This is a genomic window from Lentimicrobiaceae bacterium, assembly GCA_020636745.1.
Taxonomy (GTDB): domain Bacteria; phylum Bacteroidota; class Bacteroidia; order Bacteroidales; family Lentimicrobiaceae; genus Lentimicrobium.
Genome location: JACJXH010000004.1, coordinates 1 through 22,867 on the forward strand (window position 1 = coordinate 1; position 22,867 = coordinate 22,867).

Here is a 22,867-nt window from a genome sequence, read left to right on the forward strand (position 1 = left end):
TGGAATTGAAACGTAAAAATTCCAAACAAAAACATCTCTCTTATTTTACTATAAATCGAACCATCTCTGGAATTGAAACTAAAGAGTTGAGCCGGGAACATTTACAAGATAAACACTATCAATCGAACCATCTCTGGAATTGAAACTTTCAATCGAACTGGCTCATGAGTTGGCTGCAAATTCTATCAATCGAACCATCTCTGGAATTGAAACGGATTTAAGCAGCGCGGCAACGCTTGTAGCAAAATCTATCAATCGAACCATCTCTGGAATTGAAACGCATCAGTAAATTCAAGTGCGCTATAATCAGAGATACCTATCAATCGAACCATCTCTGGAATTGAAACTCCGGCAAATCAAAACACGCAGTTAATTTATACAAACTATCAATCGAACCATCTCTGGAATTGAAACAAACTGATTGATTCTTTTTTGCATAATGGGAAAAGGCTATCAATCGAACCATCTCTGGAATTGAAACTCAAACGTTTCGAGCGGTTGAAATAGTAATTTCTTTCTATCAATCGAACCATCTCTGGAATTGAAACATCAATTCATTAAGCGAATAATACATTATACTTTTCCTATCAATCGAACCATCTCTGGAATTGAAACGAGTGTGTTAATTAATACCAAGCTTTGAGCCATTTCCTATCAATCGAACCATCTCTGGAATTGAAACTCGTGAATACATTTCAGTCCACGGGCAGTAAAATACTATCAATCGAACCATCTCTGGAATTGAAACCTCCGACTGCGCAATCAGACGGCCTGAATCCCCTATCTATCAATCGAACCATCTCTGGAATTGAAACTAAATAAACCCCGTTGTGAATCTAATCGGCAGTTTTCTATCAATCGAACCATCTCTGGAATTGAAACACAATTAGAAACACTGGGCTAATGATAGATAAAAGCTATCAATCGAACCATCTCTGGAATTGAAACACCTGAAGTGTACAGTTAGCTTCACCAGCAATAAATCTATCAATCGAACCATCTCTGGAATTGAAACTGAGGTTTTACAAAATTCAACCTCCAATGATGAATCCTATCAATCGAACCATCTCTGAAATTGAAATACCTGCACTAAAGGTGTATCACCCAAAATAGCCTCTCTATCAATCTAACTATCACCGATTTTATGCCCTTCTCTTGCTAAATATCAAACATAAAAAAACCCCGCCAATGAGCGGGGTAAAAGATTTAAGCTAAACTATAAAGTTAGGCTAATTTTACTTTTACGGCGTTTAAGCCTTTTTTGCCTTCTTGAAGTTCAAATGTTACTGAATCACCTTCATTGATACGGTCAACAAGACCTGTAGCATGAACGAAATACTCTTTTCCGGATTCGTCGTCGAGAATAAATCCGTAACCTTTTGATTCATTGAAGAATTTAACTTTTCCTGTTTTCATAATCTATTAAAAAATTAAAAATAAAGGCAAATTTAAACAAAATTGTATTCGCATTACATTCAGTACCAAAAAAATCAAGGAAAAGTAAATATTTTTTCATCTTTCCTTATTATTCATCCGCCTATAAATCTATTACTCTTTGATATTGAAAGCATTGCAAACACTTCAATACAAGGGTTATTTTTGCTGATTCGCAGCGAAATCATACTTTTTTTAAGCCAAACAAGCCTGATTTATGTTTTAACGGGCACTAAAATGGCTGCAAAACACCCAATCGAGTGCAAAAATGATCACAATTCAGGCAATTATCCACATGATTAAGAGAGGCATGCAGGTTTGTGGCAGGGAGATTTTACTATCAGCAAAATGGCCTAACCTTGGTTTAAACTGCATTTAAAGCCTTTTTAAATGGGTTTTAAACAGTCCGGCAGCAACTGGTGTGCGGTTAAGACTAAACTTTCCATCGGGCAACAGGCTTTCCATTTGCGGCAGCGAAGGGGCATAATAAAAGCTGCCACCGGGTTTGAGTGATCTGACAATTTCGGCGTATTTCAGCGCATAGGCCTTTTTGTCACCATCGTCGCGCAGCTGATGGTGCATAAAATGCACCGAAAAAGCCATATTGGAAAGAATAGTCCCCCACTCCCCTCTTTTAAATTCAGTTTCGAACCAACTGCATGATTTTATCCAGGGTTGCGACAAATGACATGAGCGGTCGAGGCCATGAGCATCCACACCCTTTTCGCGCAAAAAGCTCACCAGCAAGGCATTATCGCCACAACCCAGGTCAAGCACAGGTTCTAATAAAGCCTCAGGTTGAATGCCCAGCACCTCCAGCTGAAAAGCCGGCGAATAGTTGGCACAAACCACGCGGGCTACATTTTCATTTTCAGGCGGATTGATGCGCGCCAGATAGGGGTTTGAACTGATTAACCACAAACTCAGCCGGTTATAATGGGCTTCGGCAGTAATCTGCAAATTTTGCCTGCTGTATAAATCGTCAAATAACTGTTGATAGATGGTGTGAAGCTGAGTTATTTGCGCATGGCTGACTTCAATAAATTGATTGGCATCATAAAAGGCCGAAAGCACTTTTTGCACGGTGTAAGCAATCACCTGCTCACGAAAACCAGCTTGCTGTTTCAGCAACTCAAAGGCCGGATTTTGCCTTACAGCCTCTATTTCGGCCGAAAAGCCGGCCGAAAGCCCGGCAGCAAAAAGATTGGCATTGCGATTTAGCCATATCTGCCTGTCAATAGCTTCAAAAACAGCGGATGCCATCTGTTGCAGGTTGGCTTGATTCAGAGCTGTCATTTGGACTCATTGTTTTTCAGTTCAAAAATATAACTTTAAAACCAATACTGGTCATTTCGACTATTCCATAGAAATGATTACACGAAAAGCTTCTCAGGCAGCGCAAAAATGAAATGCTATCAATACCAGCAGTTGCAAAAACACCTCATTTGAATGCCAGGGCAATGTAGCCGCAGGTAACAGGCAAAAAAAACCTCCGGCATTTACCGGAGGAAAAAAATACTGTAAAGGCCTGTATTACTTTAGCCCCTGCAGCTGTTCTTTCAGCAGCTGAATTTTAGCTTCGGCATCGGCCTTTTTCTTTTGTTCAACTTCAATCACTTCGGGTTTGGCACCAGCCATAAAACGTTCGTTGCCCAGCTTTTTCATCACCGAATTCAAAAACCCTTCAGTATATTCAAGGTCTTTGCGGAGTTTCGCTCTTTCGGCTTCCATATCAATGGCTTCACCCAACGGGATATAATACTCGGTAGCTTTCACCATAAAACCAGCAGCTGCACCGGGTTTTTCGTTAACCATGCTTATTTGGCTGATGTTGCCTAACTTGGAAATCACATCCTCAAAACCATGTTCAACCGCAGGGCCTGAGATTTTTACCTGCATTTCAATGGCATCCTTAAAGGCTATATTTTTCTCTTTTCGCACGTTGCGCACGCCAATGATAACCTCTTTGGCTTCTTCAAAAGCGGCAAGAATACCTTCATCCACATTTCCGGCAACAGGCATACTGGCAATCATAATGCTGGTGTTGTCAGCGGTATCATTTAATATATGATAAATTTCTTCGGTAATAAAAGGCATAAACGGATGCAAAACCTTCATCAGTTTTTCGAAGAAACCGATACTTTCCTGCAGGGTGCGACTATCAATGGGCTGCTGATAGGCAGGTTTTACCATTTCGAGATACCATGAGCAGAAATCGTCCCAAACGAGCTTATAGGCAGTCATCAGGGCTTCCGACAGGCGATACTTGTCAAAATTATCTTCAATCTGCAGCAGGGCCTGATTCAGCCTTGCTTCAAACCATTTAACCGAGATGGCAGCATATGCAGGCTGGGACAGTGTCGGGTCTTCGTTCCAGCCTTTCACCAACCTGAAAGCATTCCATACTTTATTGCTGAAATTGCGGCCTTGTTCGCAAAGGCTTTCGTCAAAAGGCAAGTCATTACCGGCAGGTGAAGTAAGCAACATACCCACACGCACGCCATCGGCGCCAAACTTGGCAATCAAATCGATGGGGTCGGGCGAGTTGCCGAGTGATTTCGACATTTTGCGGCCGAGTTTATCGCGGACAATACCGGTAAGGTAAACGTTTTTAAACGGAATTTCGTTGCGGTATTCCTGTCCGGCCATAATCATGCGGGCTACCCAGAAAAAGAGAATTTCAGGAGCAGTAATTAGATCGTTGGTCGGATAGTAATATTTAATATCTTCATTTTCAGGATTCCTTATACCATCAAAGACTGAAATCGGCCACAGCCATGATGAAAACCAGGTATCGAGTACATCTTCATCCTGTGTAAGGTCAGAAAGGGCAAGAGCAGCATTGCCGGTAATTTCGCGGGCTTTAGCAAGTGCCAGTTCTTCGTTGATGGCCACAATAATTTCGCCATCGGGCAGATACCATGCCGGAATGCGCTGTCCCCACCACAATTGGCGGCTGATGCACCAGTCGCGTACATTCTCCATCCAGTGGCGATAAGTATTTTTAAACTTTTCAGGATGAAAATGAATGGTATCGTTCATCACTACATCGAGTGCCGGCTTGGCCATGTCGGCCATTTTAAGAAACCACTGTACCGAAAGTTTGGGCTCAATCACTTCATCGGTACGTTCAGAAAAGCCCACATTGTTGACATATTCATCAATTTTAACAATATGGCCTTTTTCCTGTAGTTCGGCAACAATCTTTTTGCGCACTACAAAACGATCTTCGCCGATATAAAGTTGAGCTTTATCGTTAAGGGTGCCATTGTCGTTAAAAATATCAATGGTTTCAAGGCGGTGTTTGATACCGATATGATAATCGTTGATATCATGAGCAGGGGTAATTTTGAGGCATCCGGTACCAAACTCACGGTCAACATACTCATCGCCAATCATGGGGATAGAGCGGCCGATAAGCGGCACCAGTACCCTTTTGCCCGCCAGATGCTGAAAACGCTCGTCTTCAGGATGGTAACAAACGGCGGTATCGCCCAAAATGGTTTCGGGGCGGGTAGTCGCAATGGTTACCCATTCATCATCCGTACCTTCTACTTTATAACGGAGATAATATAATTTTGAATTAACTTCCTTGTAAATGACCTCTTCGTCGGACAGAGCGGTAAGTGCTTTAGGATCCCAGTTAACCATGCGGACACCGCGATAAATCAGACCTTTGTTGTACAAATCGACAAACACCTGAATCACCGACTCATACATATCCTTATCCATTGTAAACTTTGTGCGGTCCCAATCGCAGGAAGCACCCAGTTTTTTCAGCTGTTCAAGAATAATACCCCCATGTTTTTCTTTCCATTCCCAGGCATGTTCCAGAAATTCCCCGCGTGTAAGGCTGCTTTTATCAATACCCTGCTCTTTAAGTTTGGCCACCACTTTGGCTTCGGTAGCAATGGAAGCATGGTCGGTACCCGGCAACCAGCAGGCATTTTTGCCCATCATACGGGCACGGCGCACCAGCACATCCTGTATGGTATTGTTGAGCATATGGCCCATATGCAGCACACCGGTAACATTAGGCGGAGGAATTACAATGGTATAGGGCTCCCGTTCGTCAGGAACCGATTTGAAATATTTTTTTTCAAGCCAGTATTGGTACCATTTTTCTTCAATACCCGAAGGGTCGTATTTGGCAGGAATTTCCATGAGGTTGTAAATGCTTGTTTTTAAGAAGGTGCAAAAATAGTAAAAAAGAAAGTGAACAACTAACAAGTAAAACAGAGATGTAAGCCCGGCTTAATGATGTCTGTTAAAAATAAAGCTACAAAAAGCCTTACACTAACCCCTGCAGGGATGCAGGCATATTCAGTTCAAACATTTACCTTTGCCGGATAAACAATCAGGTCATGAAAGTTTCAGGTTTTACCTTTATCCGCAATGCTGTTAAGTACGACTACCCTGTGGTAGAAGCCATTACATCCATACTACCGTTGTGCAATGAGTTTGTGGTAGCTGTTGGTAAATCTGACGATCAAACCCGTGCCCTGATAGAATCCATCGATTCTCCAAAAATCAATATCATCGACACTGTTTGGGACGATAGTCTGCGCGAGGGCGGGCGCGTGCTGGCAGTTGAAACCGACAAGGCATTTGACGCCATCAGCAGCGACAGCGACTGGGCATTTTACATACAAGGCGATGAAGTGCTGCACGAAAAATACCACGACCATGTTCAGGAAGCCATGCTCCGCTGGAAAGACCACCCTGAAGTAGAAGGCCTGCTGCTCAATTACCTGCATTTTTACGGTTCATATGATTATGTGGGCGACAGCCGCAGGTGGTATCGAAAAGAAGTAAGAATCATCCGCAACAACAAACAGATAAGGTCGTACCGCGATGCCCAGGGTTTCAGAAAAAACAACACACCGCTCAGGGTAAAACAGGCCGAAGCTACCATGTACCACTACGGATGGGTAAAACCACCCGAAGCCCAGCAAGCCAAACAGGAGTATTTCAATAAACTGTGGCACGACGATGAGTGGGTTGAAAAGAAAATACCAAAAGTTGATAGCTTTGACTATTCAAATATTGATGCACTGGCGCATTTCAATGCCAGCCACCCTGCTGTGATGCAACCCAGAATTGAGAGACAAAACTGGCATTTCACCTTCGACCCGACCACAAAAAGGCTTCCATTAAAATCAAGAATACTGCACACCATTGAAGAGTTGAGCGGCTGGCGCCCGGGTGAATACAAAAACTATAAAATAATATAATCACTTACAACCAGCTCACCATCGCAAAACCCATAAAGCACCACAAGTAAAAAACAGAAAACCGGGCATCGCGAAATCACTTATCTGTTACGCCGCATATGGGAATCATCAACAAAAAACCATTTGTTTAAATCCTTTTTCAGATTTTCATTATTCCTAATAATTCTTACTTTTGCCAAAAATAAATAACATACGCGTATGGATTTGAAAGAGATTATGGCCATTGCTGGTAAACCGGGACTTTACAAGATGGTAGCTCAGGCCAAAAACGGAATTATTGTTGAATCAATTATTGATCAGAAACGCATTCAGGCATTTGCCCACGACAAAATCAGCTCGCTTGAGGAAATCAGCATTTTCACAGAAACTGAGGACAAACCATTGAAGGAAGTTTTGAAAAACTTTTTCGACAAACTGGAAGGAAAAGCAACACCTGATTTTAAAGGAGATAACAATAAGTTAAAAGCTTTCTTTGGCGATGTTTTACCCGAGTACGACAAAGAAAGAGTGTATGTTTCGCACATGCAAAAAATTGTCAGTTGGTACAACCTGCTATTAGAACACAATCTGCTGGATTTCAGTGAAAAGGAAGAGCAGCCCGACCAGGCTCCTACCGAAGAAACCAAAGCTGAATAATTAAAGAGTCCGTATTGTTTACGGACTTTTTTTCTATTTTTACTTCCTACTCAATATACGCTGATGAAAAAGCATCTTATCGATTTTAAAGTTCTGTCGAACAGTAGTCTGAACTACAACCATAACCTGCTTGAGCTGAGCTGCGACCAACCCTTGCCTGCAATGGTTCCCGGACAGTTTGCCGAGGTAAAAGTAGACAATTCGCCGGCAACCTACCTGCGGCGGCCTTTTTCCATTCACCGGATTGACTATGAGAAAAACACCCTGCACCTGATCATTAAATCAGTAGGTGAAGGCACACGCAAAATAGCAGCCTTGCAGGCAGGCGACACCGTGAACATCATGTTGCCTCTGGGCAATGGATTTACCATCCCTCAAAATTCAGAAGTTCTGTTGGTTGGCGGCGGCTGCGGCGTTGCTCCGCTATGGTTTCTGGCAGCCGAGCTGCAAAAAAACGGCAATCAGGTAACCATGCTTATTGGCGGACGAACAGAGAAAGACATACTGCTTGCTGCTGAATACAGTCAATTTGGCGAAGTACTTATTTCAACAGAAGACGGCAGCCTGGGACAAAAAGGAATGGTAACTGCGCACACTGTTATGCTACAGGAAAAACTTCCGTTTTCGGCCATTTATTGCTGTGGCCCTGACGGCATGATGCGGGCTGTTTCTCATATTGCTGAAAAACAAAGCATTCCTTGTATGGTGTCGCTCGAAAACACAATGGCCTGCGGCATTGGCGCCTGTCTTTGCTGCGTGGTTGACACCCACAAAGGGCACCAGTGCGTATGCACCGAAGGCCCTGTATTCAACTCAAAAGATCTCAAAGGCTGGAGCGCCGAAACAGAGGTAGGCTGTTCCATCAATAAATAAAACCTCACCCAATTGCCCTTAAGCATGCTGCTACTCCTCACAAGAGACAGTCAGACAAAAATATTAACCATCACGCAATTATAAAAATGGCCAATCTATCTGTTAAACTGCACCACCTGAATTTAAAAAACCCGGTAATGACAGCATCGGGCACGTTTGGCTATGGTGAAGAATTTGATGATTTTATTGATGTAAATGCGCTTGGCGGAATTCTGGTTAAAGCCACCACATCGGGCCACCGCGAAGGCAACCCTTATCCTCGTATGGCCGAAACACCTATGGGCATGCTGAATGCCGTAGGACTTCAAAACAAGGGGATTGATTATTTTGTGGAGCACATCTACCCTAGACTACTTAAATACAACAACAGTGTAATTGCCAATGTATCCGACTCAACCGTTGAAGGATATGTGGAAGTTGCCCGTAAAATGAACCAGCTGGAACACATTGCAGCCATTGAGTTAAACATTTCGTGCCCTAATGTAAAAGAAGGCGGAATGGCTTTCGGCACAAGTTGCCCTTCTGCCACTGCTGTTACCAGGGCTGTTCGCGAAGTGTATGATAAAACCCTGATAGTTAAACTTTCGCCCAATGTGACCAGTATTGCTGAAATAGCCCAGGCTGTGGAAGCGGCTGGCGCCGACGCTGTTTCGCTCATCAATACCCTGTTAGGCATGGCTATTGATGCAGAAAAACGCAAACCTGTTTTATCTACCATCACGGGCGGATTATCAGGCCCAGCCATTAAACCCATTGCCCTGCGCATGGTTTGGCAGGTAGCCCGGGCTGTAAAAATACCTGTAATCGGAATTGGCGGCATTTCAACAGCCGCTGATGCCATTGAATTTATGCTTGCCGGTGCTACAGCTATACAGGTAGGCACCGCCAATTTTGTTGACCCGCGAACTACCATGAATATTATTGCAGGCATCGATGACTACCTTAATCGCCATCAAATAAACGATGTTAATGAGCTGATTGGCGGTTTGATTTGCTAGACAAACCCCGATATTTTAGAAAAAACGCAGCCTGTAATAGAAACTCCTGCCCTGCAACGACCATTCAACCAGCAAATGATTGATTGGCGACAAGCAAGGCAGGAGTTTTTAATTATGTTAAAAAACCAGTCCGGAGTAAATACTTAGTCAGCAATTGATTTGGCAAGTGGAGCCACTTCATTGGCAACATTGCGGTTAAATTCAAAAGCCAGCGACTGATAGTTTACCGCATCTACAATAGTGCCAATAAAACACAAGCCGGCGGTAAACAGGTAAAGGATTCCCATGCCAATCTGGTTAATCAGAATGCGGTGAATACCGGCAAAACCAATAAATCCAAGCAAACAGGTGAGCAATATCATCTGAGGGTCTTTGCGGCGTGCGCGGTAAATAACAGCAAACTGTGCAGCCTGCTTGTCGCTGAAGTCTTTAATCAGCATCTGAACATGATTTAGTTCCATTCCCTGCAACTCGGGCAGGTGTAAAAGTACGTTTGCCATTTTATGTTTGATTTTAGTTTAGTAATACAATACAGGTTTTCTGAAAATATCAACAATGCGCCAGGTAAGAATCAAAACTGCAGCTATCCCCAACGGATGAGCATGAAACGACTGCACAAGATCACCTCTGAAAAGCCAGGCGATGGCGTGGCCGAGGCCACATCCGGGACAAAAGCTGAAGCCCAGGTTTTTAAGCGGACAAAAACTGGCATGAGCATCAACAGGCGACATAACGGCCATCAGCGTCAGTCCTGTTATCCATACAAATGCTTCAAATCTTGCCCTTAGCAACTGCCCAAAGTGCCTGAAATCGGGTTTCATGGTCTTACTGTTGAAAAAACAAATGTAAGGCATGATTTTACGATTTGAAAGATAAATTGAATGAATATGGGTTTTGCTGCCCTCAAAGGTAAAAAAAGGCCTGTGAATGGCGCTTAACCAGGCCGGAGTTTTGACAAACCATGCTATCAGCGCGTCAGAAACAAGGTGAAAAGCACCCTCATCAAAACATGGCTGAAACAAAACATCAACCGGCACCAATACACTCAAATCAGCATGCAGCGAATAAACTGTTTACCATATTTAATAAACAGGAATGACTATACAAGCCATGCATGCACAGAATGGAAATAAAAACAGCAGAGAGGTTGGCAGGAGAAAAAAATAATATTATTTGTTCAATGTCAGACATTAAATAAAAATGTTTAATTTTGCCGCCCGTTTCAGGCCTCCAATTTTGTTCCCTGCTAATAAACTTAAGAATTAATTAACCTTCTGTTTGTCAAAAGGTCATAAAATATTATTTGCTTTGCAGGCCTGAACTGAACCGTTATTTTTCATTTATCAAAACCAATCATGTCATTTAACAAACTTAGAAACATTGGTATAGCCGCTCATATTGACGCTGGTAAAACCACCACAACCGAACGTCTTCTCTTTTTAACCGGTGTAAATCGTAAAATGGGAGAAGTTCATGACGGACAGGCTACCATGGACTTTATGAAACAGGAGCAGGAACGTGGTATCACCATTGCATCCGCAGCCATTTCCTGTCAGTGGAACGGCCATCAGATCAACATCATTGACACCCCGGGTCACGTAGACTTTACAGTTGAAGTTGAACGTTCGCTCAGGGTTATTGATGGAATGGTTGCTTTGTTTTGTGCTGTTGGAGGTGTTGAACCGCAGAGCGAAACAGTTTGGAATCAGGCTGAACGATATAAAGTACCCCGCATTGCTTTTGTAAATAAAATTGACCGCACCGGCGCTGATTTTCATGAGGTTGTAAAACAGATGAATGAAAATCTTGACGCACGGGCAGTAGCCTTTCAGCTTCCTATCGGACTGGAAGAGAACTTTAAAGGTATCCTCGACCTGATTTCCTTTAAAATGTATACTTTCCAGGATACCGAAACCATCACTTCTGAAATACCTGAAGAGATGAAAGCCCTGGCCAATGAATACAGACAGACCATGATTGAAAAGCTGGCTGACTTCAACGAAGAAATTCTTGAGCTTTTCCTTGAAGATAAAGAGGTGCCGCTTGAAATGATTAAGTCAGCAGCCCGCGAAGCCACTTTAAAACTGCTGATTACCCCGGTTTTCTGTGGTGCAGCCTATAAAAACAAAGGAGTTGTTCAGTTACTCGATGCTATTGTTGACTACCTGCCGTCACCAGTTGACAAAGGAGCTATTGTTGGAATGGATGTCGACGACCACGAAAAGGCACGTCATCGCAACCCATCGGTAAAAGAGCCTTTTGCAGCATTGGCATTCAAACTCATTCATGATCCTTATGTAGGTCAGCAAACTTTTGTCAGGGTTTACTCAGGTACACTCCGCAGCGGAATGCAGGTAATGAACTCAACCAAAGGCAAACCCGAGCGTATCGGACGCATCCTGCGCATTCACGCCAAGGATCGCGAAGAGGTGAGCGAAGCAGGACCAGGCGACATTGTTGCGCTTATTGGTATGAAGTATACCAAAACCGGCGACACATTGTGCGACATGGAAAACCAGCTTCACCTCGAATCTATTCATATTCCACCCAGTGTTATTGAGCTGAAAATAAACCCTGCTTCACGCAAAGATCAGGGAAAACTTGGCGAAGCCCTTTCCAAACTTGTAAATGAAGATCCTTCATTCCATGCCCGTTTCGACGAAGAAACCGAAGAAACAGTGATTGCCGGTATGGGCGAGTTGCATCTCGAAATTCTGGTTGACAGGCTCAAACATGAGTTTGGAATCGAAGTTGTTGTGGGCGAACCTTCTGTTGCTTACCGTGAAACCATTTCACAGGAAGTTGAAGTTGAATACAGACATTCAAAACAATCGGGTGGTAAAGGACAGTTTGCCCAGACCTACCTCAGACTTGAGCCCAACGAAGGCAAGGGTTATGAATTTGTTGACAAAATCAAGGGTGGTGCTATTCCAAACGAGTACATTCCTTCGGTTAACAAAGGTATTGTTAAAACAATGGCTGATGGTGTATTGGCTGGGTTCCCTGTTGTTGACGTTAAAGTTGTACTGCTCGACGGTCAGTTCCACCCGGTTGACTCATCTGACTTTGCTTTCCAGATTTGTTCGTCCATCTGTTTCAAACAAGGCTTCATGAAAGCAACACCATTGCTGCTTGAGCCGGTTATGAAAATTGAAATCAACGTTCCTGATGAATTTATCGGCGATATCGTAGGTAACCTGAACAAACGCAGAGGTAAAATTGAATCGATGCGCCGTCACCGCAAAGGCTCTCAAAAACTTAATGGTTATGTACCTTTGATGGAGATGTTTGGTTATGCAACCACCTTGCGCAACCTCTCAAGCGGACGCGCCAACTATTCAATGGAGTTTTACCAGTACATGCCTGTAACCAAAGCTGTTCAGGAAGAAGCACTGAAAAAGATTGCCGAGAAAAAACGTCTGGAAAACAACAGATAATTCTATCACACTGGGCTCAGCCCCTATATAATAAAATCCCGCCCTTCAGACTTTCCGGATGGCGGGATTTTCTTTTTTAGCTAAACACAAGCTAACAGGCAGCAAGCAGAGGGCTGTGACGGTGCATAATACATCAGGTTGGCGGCCTTTCTCATGGTCACACAAAGACAGAATCAAACAGAACAGCCGCTGACTTAAGCCCGATGGTAACAATAATTTCATTTTCTTTGCAAAAAATTACGCCTCATGAATATTCTACTGCTTGGTTCAGGCGGACGTGAACATGCTATTGCATGGAAACTTTCGCAAAGTACTGAAATACAAAAACTTTACATCGCCCCCGGAAATGCCGGCACAGGACTTACCGGCATCAACGTACCCATTGATGTCAATGATTTTGAAGCTATCAAACTCTTTGTTCTGGAAAACGATATAGACATGGTAGTGGTTGGCCCGGAAGAGCCCCTGGTCAATGGTATTTACGACTTTTTCAAAGGTGACGGGCTGCTCACTGGCATTCCGGTAATAGGACCATCAGCAGCAGGTGCGCGGCTGGAAGGCAGCAAGGGCTTTGCCAAATCATTTATGCAAAGACACGGCATACCAACTGCCGCCTACCGTACTTTCTCAACAGGCGAAACAACTGCTGCCATTGAATTTTTATCATCTCTTAAACCTCCGTATGTTTTAAAAGCCGATGGATTGGCTGCAGGCAAAGGAGTTATTATTTGCAACGAACTTGCGGAAGCCACCCGTGAAGTAACTGATATGCTTGACCATGCCCGCTTTGGCAAAGCATCAGAAAAAGTGGTGATTGAGGAATTTCTGAGCGGCATTGAATTATCGGTATTTGTGCTTACCGACGGAAAATCGTGGATTTTGCTACCCGAAGCCAAAGACTACAAACGTATAGGTGAAGGCGATACCGGGCCAAACACTGGCGGCATGGGCTCCGTTTCGCCGGTTCCTTTTGCCGATGAAATCTTTATGGAAAAGGTAAAACAGCGCATTATTGAACCTACCATTGAAGGACTTCAGTCAGAATCCATTGATTACAAAGGTTTTATTTTCTTTGGACTTATCAGTGTTAAAAACGAACCTTATGTGATTGAATACAATGTCAGAATGGGTGACCCTGAAACGGAGTCGGTGATGCCCCGTATTAAATCCGACCTGCTTTCTCTTTTCCGAAAAGTAGCAGACCAATCGCTGGCATCTGCCACCATCGAGTTTAACGAAAACTGTGCAGCAACAGTTATGCTTGTTTCGGCCGGCTACCCCGGCAATTACAGCAAAGGTCATCTTATTCAGTTACCAGATACCGACCTGCCGAGTATGCTCTTTCATGCAGGGACCAGATTTGACGAGGAAAACAAGCAGGTAGTCACTGCCGGAGGGCGGGTAATTGCGGTCACTTCTACGGCCACTGATATGGCACAAGCCCTGGCCCTTTCGTACAAAACCGCTGGCCAAATTCATTTTGAAGGCAAAAATTTCAGAACCGACATTGGATTCGATCTTCATCTTACCAAATAGAATCAGCAGATGCTAAAAAAGCTTGCTTTATCAGGAGTCATCACCCACTTGCTTATTCTGGTTGTTATTGTGCTGATTTTATTCTTCACACCCCAGGTAAGTTTTAGCAGCATTTTGCCCCCACTGCCTGTAGCTACTGCCGGTACCTGGCTTTACGGTTGGCTAAGCGCAAACCCGCTGCTGCTCAAGCCATTGTCTATTGCCTTGCTTCTGGTTATTTCACTGTTGTTTAATGCAATGCTTATCAGGCACGAAGTTGGCCTGCGCAGTTCACTGTTTCCGGCAGTAATGACAATGCTGCTGATGCTCTATACACCGGATGCCATCTACCTGATCATTACTGAAGTAAGCTTACTGCTTTTGATGGTAAGTATGCACAATATACTCAACCTTTACGGCGAACAGAGTCCGAAATATATGATTCTGAATGCCACAATGGCCGTAGCTGTTGCTTCCATGTTTATTCCCGAACTTATTGTATTTACTCTTTTTGTTTGGTTCGGAATGTTTACTTACCGGATAAACAGCTGGCGCGAATGGGTTATCTCAATACTTGGATTACTTATTCCATATATATATCTGGCTTTCTTCTATTTCTGGAACGATAACCTGGCATTTATCATCGCTGTTTATGAAAATTATTTCAGAAACTGGACATTTCACATGATCAAGCCAGCAACAATGCCATTTATCACCCTTTGTGCGTTAGCTTTTACAGGACTTATTTCGCTGGCCCGGTTTCTGACAGATGCCAGCGAAAAAATTATAAGTCTGCGTAAAAAAATGTGGATAACAGCTCAGTTTGCCTTTGCAGGTGTTGGGGTAATAATCATCGCAGGCTCAAATGTTTCAATGTTGCTTCCGGTATTGTTTCTACCGATGGCTGCAGCCCTTTCATACACCATTATCAACAGCCGCCGGACATGGTTTATGGATGCAGTCATTTTACTTGCACTGCTTACCATCATCGCCAACAGAATCAACGTGTAAGATGCTCAGAACAAGATACGCGCAAGGTACAGTCAGAGAAGCCGGAGCCGATGAAGCCGGGAGAGGTTGCCTGGCAGGGCCTGTATTTGCTGCCGCTGTTATTCTTCCTGACGACTATGTGAATCCGGTTTTGAATGACTCAAAGCAACTGACTGAAAAGCAGCGTAACCGTTTGAGGGTTGAAATTGAGCGTGACGCTGTTGCCTGGCAGGTATCTTCTGTCGGACCTGATGTCATCGACCGTATCAATATCCTTCAGGCCTCCATCAGGGCAATGCATCAGGCCATTGCAGGGTTAAAACCATCTCCCGGGCTGCTTCTGATTGATGGAAACCGATTTATCCCTTATCCTGAAACAGCCCACCAGTGCATCATTAAAGGCGACAGCCTGTATATGTCCATTGCAGCAGCCTCGGTACTCGCCAAAACTCACCGCGACGAATTTATGCTGCAACTGCACCAGCAGTTTCCTGAATATGACTGGCTTAGGAACAAAGGTTACCCAACCGCATTTCATCGCAAAGCTGTGATGGAATATGGCCAATCCGTCTGGCACCGGAAAAGTTTTATTATAAAAGAGCAGTTGAGACTTCCGCTTTAGCTTCACATCATCAGGGGCTCATTCAACTCAATTATGAAAAGCTAAGCAAATCGCGGAAACAAAGCTTCACAAAGAAGTTAAAATGAGGCGTAAAACCATTCGAAGGGTCAATCTTTATTTGCTTGTAATATAGTGTAAAGCCAGGTTCAATGGCAATGGCCGGACTAAACTCAAACCGGGCTCCAACAGTTCCGAAAATGCCAAAACCTATGCCCCCCTGCCTGATTTCATATGCCTGCTGTGTCCCTCCGGGAACATAAGAATTGCTGCCGTAAACATTCACCAGGTTGAATGATTTGTTTTCAATCCGTATGATGTGCTCCTTTACCAGAGAATTATTCATGCTTATGCCACCTCCAATAGTGAATCGGGCAAACTTGTTCTGACCAAAAGCATGAGTAAAACCCAAATCAACCATATTGCGTTCTTCTGTTCCCTGAATAGGATATAATCGTATGTCGGGCTCAGTCAGATATTCCTTGGGGTCAACCTCCACCGTTACCACATCTTTGGCCCTGAGCTTGGCATATGAAAACTGGACATAAATGCCTGTGTGACAGTTTAAATCATATTTGGCAAACAGTCCGAACGAAAAAGCCGGATTGTAGCGCATCTTTTCAGGATATTCCTTCACAAATACAGTATCGTAAGCCCCTGTCAGATAAAAAATTTCATCGTATCTGTATTTATTCTTAAACACATAATTGACATTATTTTCATTCCCGGGTTTACCCGAATAAAAATCAGCCGAAGCTCCGCCTGAAATATAGATACCGGCAATGGCTCCATACTCCAGTCCGCTGCGCTCTTTGCACTGTTCGGGGGTAGAGTAAAACTGGTCCTGCGCCCGGCTGGTTAAAAAAGCAGACAAAAGCAAGGTTAAAGTAAACAAAGCCGGAGTCAGGGAGGAAAAATTCAGGATTCTTTTCATCGGATATGTATTTTCGTTTCAAACGTACGCATTTTTTTTCATCATGAAAAGCAATTTGAAAAATGCATGCAGTGGCCAATTCTTTTCAGCAATTTATCAACATGAAGATGTTCATTAGTATTCATGCCTGAACTTGAATCCTCATTCAAATGCCCTTATATTTGAGCATTATACCTTCAGAAAATGAAGAAAATACGTAATTACCTGATAGCGGCAGTAATACTGACGGGGCTTGTTTTTTCGGTGATGGCCCTTCGGTCATACTATCTGTTTCTGAAAGAGCCTGTTGCGCAACTTGCCGGCGCCATTCCCGTTGAGTCGGCTGTGGTTATTAAAGCCGGGTCATTGAATCGTTTTGCAGAAACCGTGCAATCGTCGGCGCTGGCTGGATTGCTTGAAAACAGCAAAATCAGATACGGCTTCAGCACCCTCGCCCTCAAAAGCCAATCGCTGACAACACTCAGCAGCTTTTTTAAAGAGATACTGGAGCATGACGAGGTGATGATGGCCATAGTTCCTGACAAAGGAAACCAGCCCGACTTTCTATATGCTACTTTTATCGGCAAAACCAAACCAGGCCGAATCACCAGAGAAATTGAAGAGCTCTACCCCGGTTTAAAAATTGAAAAAATCAAAAATCAGCATGCCGATATTTATCATCTCAGCAACCAGAATGTTGATGTATGGTATTATATCAGCAGGGGAATTCTGGCTTTTACCTATAACCGCGACCTGCTTCTCAGGTCGCTCAACACATTGTATGCTCCTGAAAATCTGACCACAAACAAATCATTTTCGCGCCTGATGGAAACTTCGGGCAAGCTGGTCGATGGCGTTATGCTTATCCATAACCGGGTGTTGGCGTCCATGTTGATGCAAACCGAACCCGGTCCTCTCGATTTTGAAGGCTCACCTTTTACTTCGTGGACGACGCTGGACTTGAAAATAAAAGAAAATAAGGTATTGATGGACGGATTTACGGCCACTCAAACAGGTGATAACCTGATGGAAGGTCAGGAAGCTGTATCAGAAACCATACTTGCTCAGCTGCCACGCGAAACAGCCTTTGCCGTAAGCCTTTCGCTGAGCAACCAATTGCTTTATACTGAAAAAATAAGCCATAGTGACACCCTGCAGGTGGCAGGCTACGATTCGGCCAACCGGCTTATTTCTCATGAAATTTTCAGAAGAAAGGAGCAGATAAACGCATGGGCCGGCAAAAACATTGCCATCGCGGCTACTGATGATTATTTTAATGGCAATAACCTGTCGCGCTTGCTGCTGATAGAAGTAAGCAACCCCGACAGCGCCCGGCTCGCCCTGAAACCTTATCTTGCGCCTTATGACGACACGCTGCAGGTATTCACCGCAGGCAACCTGCCATCCAGACTTTGGGGACAGCTGTTTGCCATAAACGAAAAACTTTACTGCCATATCACCAGCCGTTTTGTATTGCTTTCTCCTTCAGCGTTTTTGCTTAAACAGTATCTTAAAAACAGTCAGGCTAACCTTTTATTGGGAACCACCCAGACCTATACTTCAGTAAGCGAACAAATTGGCGAAAAAAGCAATATCCTTGTTTTTATTAAACCAACGGCATGTCTGCCCTATTTAAAAAGAAATGTGCAGGCAGAAGGCAGAAAGCAATCGCTGAATTGGGCAGCTGCACCGGCAGGTTCAGACTTAATCTGCATACAATACAGTGGCGGTGGCCAGCTGATTTACACCCATGCTTTTGCCATCACAGGCTCAGGAAATAACTTAGAATCATCAAATAACAATAGCCTTTCCGAGCAAGCCAATTCCAGCACAACAACACCTGACACGCAAACATCTGTTGCAGAAAAAACGCTTGTTTCGGCTGACAAAACCACCATAACCCGGGAAAACAAGGCTATTCCAACTGCGCTTTTTGCGGTAAAGGGTAAAAAAAGCACCGAAAAGAGATTTATCCTTTATGCAGCTGACCATCAGGTAAAATGTTTCACAACGCAAGGCCATGAGTTATGGACATTCAACTGTAAAGACAAACCACTGGGCACGGTATCAGAGATTGATTACTATCGCAACGGAGGCCTTCAGTATATCATTGCAACAGAAAACCAACTGCATATAATCGACACCGAAGGCAATGAACTAAAAACATCACCCGTGAGGTTAAAGACGGGAATCAAGGACGAAATTTCGGTATTTGACTATGACCATAAAAAAGATTACCGGGTGGTATACCAGGGAACTGATTTGCGGCTCCATAATATCACCCTGAAAGGTGAAAGCCTTTCCGACTGGCAAAAACCCATGGCTGACAAAGGTTATTCAGGCCAGGTGCAGTTTATCAGAACTGCCGGTAAAGATTATTTAATTGCAGCCAACAATGATGGGCGGCTTCAAATAACTGACCGGCGCGGCAGAACAAGAATACAGGTTTCAGCACAGTTTCGCAAGTCGGCAAACTCCGGTGTTTATGAAAATGCAACCAACAGCAAAGGCATATTTCTGATGGCTTCTGCCGAAGGCAAACTGGCCTATGTAGATGCCACTGGCAAAACTTCTGAAAGCGATTTCGGGAACTTTGGCACAGACCCTTTCTTTCAATACCTTGATTTTGACAAAGACGGCACGCCTGATTTTATATTTGGCGGTAAAGATCGCATTGTGGTATTCAACCGGATGAAAAAAATGATTGGTGAAATCAATATGAAAAACGCAGACTTTGGAAAGCCATTTATTTCAGGTTCTGCTGACCGTCTGGCCTATCTGGCTGTAAGAGATAAAAAATCAGGAAAAGTTATTGTAATGAATGGCAAGGGGAAACTTATAACAACTGGAAAGCTCACTAGTGAAGCAGATCCGGTGCTTATACCAACTGGCAAAAATAATCAGCACATTCTGGTGAGCATTTCAGCCGGGCAACCTGTTATTACACCGGTTGAATAACTTCACGGGTGCAGGGGCGCAGGCGAATGCAATCCGCGCAATGCAAGGTTTCAGGGTTTGTTTTTTCTGAGATACAATACAGTGCCGGGTTCAGGTTCATGTCCCTGGGCAATCCGGTTTTTCTTATACAGCAATTTAAGTCTTATCCCATAATCCTGAGAAACTGAGCGCATTGTTTCGCCTTTGGCAAAGAGGTGGGTATCAGCTGCAGCTTTCTTCTTTTTAGGCTCAACATAAATCACCTCCCCGTCAGAAAGTGTTTCGTTTTTTCCCAATTCGTTGTAACGCAGAATCTGAAACGCATGTATACCCAAATCTCTGGCAATGGTGCGAACATCATCGCCCGGCCTGGCATAAATCAGGCGCACACCATTATTCTCGTATATTTTCCGATTCCCTTCAGCCACTTCAACAAAAGTAAAGTTGCGCGCCTTCAAAGGTTCTTCGGCCTGAAAACCATCTTTTTGGTGACGATTTTTTCTGTCTTTCCGGTTGTCGGCCAGTGCCTCCCCTGCATCGTTATCATAGAGATAGAGTTCGTTTTCTTCAATTATTTTGATAAGCATTTCGGCATACCTTGGGTTGGTGGCATAACCCGCACTTTTAAGCCCGTGGGCCCAGCCTTTATAATCGCGCAGGTCAAGGCTAAAAAGCCCTGCATACCGTGGTCGGGTAGTAAGAAAAAGCGAATGGTCATTAAACGACTCCTCAGGTGAATTATACTTTCTGAAGCATTCATTTTTCTCATCATCATCCATGGTGTAGGTCATGCCGGTCCACTCTTTATGGCATTTTATCCCAAAATGATTCCGGGCATTAAGCGCCAGTTCAGAATTGCCACTACCCGATTCAAGCAGCCCCTGTGCCAGTGTAATGCTGGCAGGAATCTTATATTCGTGCATTTTGCGAATCGCTATATCCTTGTATGTATTGATATACTCCTTGTAAGAAATTTTCCCTGGCAACGACTGGGATGTCCCCTGAAATGACGACAAAAATGCTGATAAAAAGAAAACTGAAAACAAAACGTTTCGGAACATAGGCCGGTTTTAAAAATTTCAGCAAAGATAATAAACCCGCGCCTATGCCAATCCGAAAAGTATATACGATAATTTGCACACCAAGCGTTAAAATGCGTAATTTAGTCGGGCAAACCACCTATACTCAATTTAAAATCTGTCATTATGCCGGATCCTAAAATTTTAATTGTTGAAGATCATGTAAAAATGGCTGATTCTATCAGTAAAGGGCTGGAAGAAAGCGGATTCCTGACCGATGTGGCTTATGATGGGTTTATTGGTCAGCGGCTGGCCAATGCCAATGAATACAACCTGATTATTCTGGACATTAACCTTCCGCAAATCAATGGATATGAATTATGCGCCAACATCAGGCAAAAAAATGCTCACACACCCATCATTATGCTCACAGCCCTGGGCAGCACCGAAGATAAATTGCTCGGATTTGACAAAGGCGCTGACGATTACATAGTCAAGCCTTTCGAATTCAGAGAATTACTGGCCAGGATAAAAGCCCTGATGAAACGCTCACAAACAGAAACCGTCAGAAATACCATTTTGCGGGTTGCCGACCTGGTGATTGATGTAGACAGCAAAACTGTTAGCAGGGGCGACAAAGCCATTGACCTCACAGCCAAGGAGTTTTCGCTGCTTGAGTATTTGGTCAGAAACAAAGGCCGCGTAATTTCGAAAGCTGATATTGCTGAAAAAATCTGGAATATCAATTTTGACACCGGCACCAATGTGATTGAAGTTTATGTAAACTTTCTGCGAAAAAAGATTGACAGAAACTTTCCTGTAAAACTGATTCACACGCATATTGGTATGGGTTATGTTTTAAAAGAAGCCGAGCAGGATGCAGATCAGAACTAAACTATCGCTTTCATTTGCCTTGCTTGTAGGAGGTATTCTTATTACCTTTTCATTCCTTATTTACACCTTATCTGCCACTTACCGAAAACAGGAATTCTCAAGCCGTTTAAAAGAACGCGCCATCAACACAGCCAAATTGCTGATTGAAGTCAAGGAAATTGACGACAACCTGCTGAGAATTATTGACAGCAGCAATTACAGTGCCCTGCTGGGCGACGAAGTTGTGGTTTTTGATTACTTCAAACGCAGCCGCATCTACATGAATGTTGACTCATCTAGCCTGAACATTACCGAAGATTTGTTATCAAAAGTCAGATCAAAAGAAGAAATAAATTTCAGACAGGGCAACCGTGAAGCTGTTGGATTGCTATACTCCAACGGATTGCGGCGGTTTGTCGTATTTTCATCTGCCGAAGACAAATATGGCATCAACAAGCTCAACAATCTGCTGCTGGTTTTGGTAATAGGGCTGATAGCTTCAATTGCACTCACTGTACTTACCGGCCTTTTCTTTTCAAAACAGGCACTAAAACCCATATCAGAAGTGGTAAAGCAGGTTTCAACCATCACTGCATCCAATTTGGGCCAGCGGGTTGACGAAGGCAACGGAAGCGATGAAATTGCCAATCTGGCCATCACCTTCAATAAAATGCTCAACCGGATTGAAATGGCATTTCAGGTACAGAAAAGTTTTGTATCAAATGCTTCTCATGAATTGCGAACACCGCTGGCTTCAATTACCAGCCAGATTGAGGTAGCCCTGATGAAAACCCGCACAGCTCCTGAATATGAAAAAGTACTCAACTCAATACTCGACGATGCCCGGGGGTTAACATCGCTTTCGAACAACCTGCTGGAAATTGCCCGTTCAGACCAGGATTTAAGTGCATTGAGCATCAATCCGGTGAGGCTCGACGAACTTTTTCTGCAAACACAGGCCGAAATTCTCAGACTGCACCCCGAATACAGTATTGAAACTTTTATCAACGATAACACAAGCGATGAAGACCAGGAGCTGGCCATCATGGGAAACGAAAATCTGCTGCGATTGATATTTGTAAACCTGGTTGACAATGCCTGCAAGTTTTCAGAAGGCAAACCCGTTACAGTAATCTTCAATTACAACCCCGATCAGGTACATATAAGGGTTTCTGACAAGGGAATCGGCATCAGTGCTGACGATTTGCCCCATATTTTCGAACAGTTTTACAGGGCTAAAAACGCCCAGACCATCAAAGGCCACGGCATAGGTTTATCGCTGATTTCAAAAATTGTTAAACTTCACAATGGCCAAATAAATATAACATCTGACGAAGGGGAAGGCACAAATGTTGATGTGTGGCTCCCTTACCAACTCACCTGAACACC

The 22,867-nt window shown here is 43.6% G+C and carries 18 protein-coding genes and 1 CRISPR repeat array; of the genes, 11 read left to right on the forward strand and 7 right to left on the reverse strand.

Going from position 1 to position 22,867, the window contains the following annotated elements; translation table 11 throughout:
* The first annotated feature begins 48 nt into the window (after positions 1-48).
* Positions 49-1,082: a CRISPR direct-repeat array (repeat unit 31 nt; unit sequence CTATCAATCGAACCATCTCTGGAATTGAAAC).
* A 142-nt stretch (positions 1,083-1,224) separates the two neighbouring features.
* The 3 genes from H6541_07220 to H6541_07230 all read right to left on the reverse strand — a co-directional run bounded on the left by H6541_07220 (position 1,225) and on the right by H6541_07230 (position 5,598).
* The gene (locus H6541_07220; protein MCB9015572.1) at positions 1,225-1,416 is read right to left on the reverse strand and encodes a cold shock domain-containing protein; all 192 of its coding nucleotides are present in this window, start codon (positions 1,414-1,416) and stop codon (positions 1,225-1,227) included.
* Between the two features lie 393 nt (positions 1,417-1,809).
* A complete protein-coding gene (locus H6541_07225; GenBank protein ID MCB9015573.1) occupies positions 1,810-2,730 on the reverse strand; it encodes a class I SAM-dependent methyltransferase in 921 nt (306 codons plus the stop codon).
* Between the two features lie 237 nt (positions 2,731-2,967).
* Positions 2,968-5,598 carry a valine--tRNA ligase gene (locus H6541_07230; protein MCB9015574.1) on the reverse strand — a complete coding sequence of 877 codons (2,631 nt, stop codon included), beginning with the start codon at positions 5,596-5,598 and terminating at the stop codon, positions 2,968-2,970.
* Between the two features lie 200 nt (positions 5,599-5,798).
* Here H6541_07230 and H6541_07235 point away from each other — a divergent pair, with 200 nt between their 5' ends.
* From H6541_07235 to H6541_07250, 4 genes are all read left to right on the forward strand, one after another.
* Entirely contained in the window at positions 5,799-6,668 is an 870-nt protein-coding gene (locus H6541_07235) for a glycosyltransferase family 2 protein (GenBank protein ID MCB9015575.1), read from the forward strand.
* A gap of 198 nt (positions 6,669-6,866) precedes the next feature.
* Positions 6,867-7,304 (forward strand): DUF5606 domain-containing protein, encoded by a 438-nt coding sequence (locus tag H6541_07240; protein ID MCB9015576.1) that lies wholly within the window; start codon positions 6,867-6,869, stop codon positions 7,302-7,304.
* Positions 7,305-7,367: 63 nt separating this feature from the next.
* Positions 7,368-8,177 (forward strand): dihydroorotate dehydrogenase electron transfer subunit, encoded by an 810-nt coding sequence (locus H6541_07245; protein ID MCB9015577.1) that lies wholly within the window; start codon positions 7,368-7,370, stop codon positions 8,175-8,177.
* 86 nt (positions 8,178-8,263) lie between these two features.
* Complete coding sequence (locus H6541_07250) at positions 8,264-9,175, forward strand: dihydroorotate dehydrogenase (protein ID MCB9015578.1); 912 nt, start codon at positions 8,264-8,266, stop codon at positions 9,173-9,175.
* 143 nt (positions 9,176-9,318) lie between these two features.
* On the opposite strand, the gene H6541_07255 is transcribed toward H6541_07250, so the two are convergent.
* Together H6541_07255 and H6541_07260 are read right to left on the reverse strand one after the other, a co-directional pair.
* Entirely contained in the window at positions 9,319-9,675 is a 357-nt protein-coding gene (locus tag H6541_07255) for a TM2 domain-containing protein (protein MCB9015579.1), read from the reverse strand.
* 18 nt (positions 9,676-9,693) lie between these two features.
* Positions 9,694-9,996 carry a DUF2752 domain-containing protein gene (locus tag H6541_07260; GenBank protein MCB9015580.1) on the reverse strand — a complete coding sequence of 101 codons (303 nt, stop codon included), beginning with the start codon at positions 9,994-9,996 and terminating at the stop codon, positions 9,694-9,696.
* 534 nt (positions 9,997-10,530) lie between these two features.
* Here H6541_07260 and fusA point away from each other — a divergent pair.
* The 4 genes from fusA (at position 10,531) to H6541_07280 (ending at position 15,739) form a co-directional block, all read left to right on the forward strand.
* The gene (fusA, locus tag H6541_07265; GenBank protein MCB9015581.1) at positions 10,531-12,612 is read left to right on the forward strand and encodes an elongation factor G; all 2,082 of its coding nucleotides are present in this window, start codon (positions 10,531-10,533) and stop codon (positions 12,610-12,612) included.
* 246 nt (positions 12,613-12,858) lie between these two features.
* Positions 12,859-14,148, forward strand: a complete 1,290-nt coding sequence (gene purD / locus H6541_07270; protein ID MCB9015582.1) for a phosphoribosylamine--glycine ligase — start codon at positions 12,859-12,861, stop codon at positions 14,146-14,148.
* 9 nt (positions 14,149-14,157) lie between these two features.
* Positions 14,158-15,138, forward strand: a complete 981-nt coding sequence (locus H6541_07275) for a hypothetical protein (GenBank protein ID MCB9015583.1) — start codon at positions 14,158-14,160, stop codon at positions 15,136-15,138.
* Between the two features lies 1 nt (position 15,139).
* On the forward strand, positions 15,140-15,739 hold the full coding sequence (locus H6541_07280) for a ribonuclease HII (protein MCB9015584.1): 600 nt from the start codon (positions 15,140-15,142) through the stop codon (positions 15,737-15,739).
* A gap of 31 nt (positions 15,740-15,770) precedes the next feature.
* Here the strand turns inward: H6541_07280 and H6541_07285 are convergent, their stop codons facing one another.
* Positions 15,771-16,670 carry a hypothetical protein gene (locus H6541_07285; GenBank protein ID MCB9015585.1) on the reverse strand — a complete coding sequence of 300 codons (900 nt, stop codon included), beginning with the start codon at positions 16,668-16,670 and terminating at the stop codon, positions 15,771-15,773.
* Between the two features lie 183 nt (positions 16,671-16,853).
* Between H6541_07285 and H6541_07290 the strand changes: the two genes are divergently transcribed.
* Positions 16,854-19,607 (forward strand): hypothetical protein, encoded by a 2,754-nt coding sequence (locus tag H6541_07290; protein ID MCB9015586.1) that lies wholly within the window; start codon positions 16,854-16,856, stop codon positions 19,605-19,607.
* A 50-nt stretch (positions 19,608-19,657) separates the two neighbouring features.
* On the opposite strand, the gene H6541_07295 is transcribed toward H6541_07290, so the two are convergent.
* Positions 19,658-20,647 carry a glucosaminidase domain-containing protein gene (locus H6541_07295; GenBank protein ID MCB9015587.1) on the reverse strand — a complete coding sequence of 330 codons (990 nt, stop codon included), beginning with the start codon at positions 20,645-20,647 and terminating at the stop codon, positions 19,658-19,660.
* Positions 20,648-20,791: 144 nt separating this feature from the next.
* On the opposite strand from H6541_07295, the gene H6541_07300 reads away from it, so the two are divergent.
* Both H6541_07300 and H6541_07305 read left to right on the forward strand, forming a co-directional pair.
* Complete coding sequence (locus tag H6541_07300; GenBank protein MCB9015588.1) at positions 20,792-21,499, forward strand: response regulator transcription factor; 708 nt, start codon at positions 20,792-20,794, stop codon at positions 21,497-21,499.
* Positions 21,483-22,862, forward strand: a complete 1,380-nt coding sequence (locus H6541_07305) for a HAMP domain-containing histidine kinase (GenBank protein ID MCB9015589.1) — start codon at positions 21,483-21,485, stop codon at positions 22,860-22,862. Before H6541_07300 ends, H6541_07305 begins: the two co-directional genes overlap by 17 nt.
* The last annotated feature ends 5 nt before the right edge of the window (positions 22,863-22,867 follow it).

Excerpts from the sequence above, each read along its gene's own strand:
- H6541_07275 (MCB9015583.1), top strand. The coding sequence starts at position 14,158 with ATGCTAAAAAAGCTTGCTTTATCAGGAGTCATCACCCACTTGCTTATT.
- H6541_07290 (MCB9015586.1), top strand. The coding sequence starts at position 16,854 with ATGAAGAAAATACGTAATTACCTGATAGCGGCAGTAATACTGACGGGG.
- fusA (MCB9015581.1), top strand. The coding sequence starts at position 10,531 with ATGTCATTTAACAAACTTAGAAACATTGGTATAGCCGCTCATATTGAC.
- H6541_07235 (MCB9015575.1), top strand. The coding sequence starts at position 5,799 with ATGAAAGTTTCAGGTTTTACCTTTATCCGCAATGCTGTTAAGTACGAC.
- H6541_07280 (MCB9015584.1), top strand. The coding sequence starts at position 15,140 with ATGCTCAGAACAAGATACGCGCAAGGTACAGTCAGAGAAGCCGGAGCC.
- H6541_07225 (MCB9015573.1), bottom strand. The coding sequence starts at position 2,730 with ATGACAGCTCTGAATCAAGCCAACCTGCAACAGATGGCATCCGCTGTT.
- H6541_07250 (MCB9015578.1), top strand. The coding sequence starts at position 8,264 with ATGGCCAATCTATCTGTTAAACTGCACCACCTGAATTTAAAAAACCCG.
- H6541_07245 (MCB9015577.1), top strand. The coding sequence starts at position 7,368 with ATGAAAAAGCATCTTATCGATTTTAAAGTTCTGTCGAACAGTAGTCTG.
- H6541_07240 (MCB9015576.1), top strand. The coding sequence starts at position 6,867 with ATGGATTTGAAAGAGATTATGGCCATTGCTGGTAAACCGGGACTTTAC.
- H6541_07220 (MCB9015572.1), bottom strand. The coding sequence starts at position 1,416 with ATGAAAACAGGAAAAGTTAAATTCTTCAATGAATCAAAAGGTTACGGA.
- H6541_07285 (MCB9015585.1), bottom strand. The coding sequence starts at position 16,670 with ATGAAAAGAATCCTGAATTTTTCCTCCCTGACTCCGGCTTTGTTTACT.
- H6541_07260 (MCB9015580.1), bottom strand. The coding sequence starts at position 9,996 with ATGAAACCCGATTTCAGGCACTTTGGGCAGTTGCTAAGGGCAAGATTT.
- H6541_07300 (MCB9015588.1), top strand. The coding sequence starts at position 20,792 with ATGCCGGATCCTAAAATTTTAATTGTTGAAGATCATGTAAAAATGGCT.
- H6541_07295 (MCB9015587.1), bottom strand. The coding sequence starts at position 20,647 with ATGTTCCGAAACGTTTTGTTTTCAGTTTTCTTTTTATCAGCATTTTTG.
- H6541_07255 (MCB9015579.1), bottom strand. The coding sequence starts at position 9,675 with ATGGCAAACGTACTTTTACACCTGCCCGAGTTGCAGGGAATGGAACTA.
- purD (MCB9015582.1), top strand. The coding sequence starts at position 12,859 with ATGAATATTCTACTGCTTGGTTCAGGCGGACGTGAACATGCTATTGCA.
- H6541_07230 (MCB9015574.1), bottom strand. The coding sequence starts at position 5,598 with ATGGAAATTCCTGCCAAATACGACCCTTCGGGTATTGAAGAAAAATGG.
- H6541_07305 (MCB9015589.1), top strand. The coding sequence starts at position 21,483 with ATGCAGATCAGAACTAAACTATCGCTTTCATTTGCCTTGCTTGTAGGA.